The organism is Streptomyces sp. NPDC054961 (assembly GCF_053609145.1).
The window spans coordinates 229,144-229,688 of sequence record NZ_JBSGWY010000001.1; positions in this window are offsets into that span (position 1 = coordinate 229,144).

Here is a 545-nt window from a genome sequence, read left to right on the forward strand (position 1 = left end):
GGTGCGGGGCTGGGTGGCTGGGGTGGGGCGCGGGGCGGGGGGGCGGCGCGGGGGGGGGCTGTGCCTCGTCGGTGTCGCCGCCGCCCCCCCCCCCCCCCCGGCCGTCTGCGTACGGAGGCTCTGACCAGCCAGAACCCTGGAGGATTCACCCGTGCGGACAGGGGTCCGTCCATGGCACAGTGCCAGCAGCCCCACCGCCCGACCAGGGAGTCTCCATGCGCGATCCGCACTCCACGCCGCTCGCGGCCGCCCCCGAGTGCCGGCCGGAGCACCTCGCGCTGCCCTGCTGCCCGGTGTGCGACAGCGCACCGGAACGCATCTCCTGGCGTCAGCGCCCGGGCCGGCCGGTGGTCCTGGTCTTCGATCCCTGCGGTCATGGCCACACCTCGCCGACGGCGCCGGTCGTGGTGGTCGGCGGCGCGGCCGCGGGCGCCGCGGGGGGGGCGGGCGGGGGGGGCGGGCCCGGGGGGGGCGGGGCCGGGGGCCCCAGCGGACCCCCTACGCACCCACCCCCCCCCGCACCCGCCACAACATCCAAAAAAGGC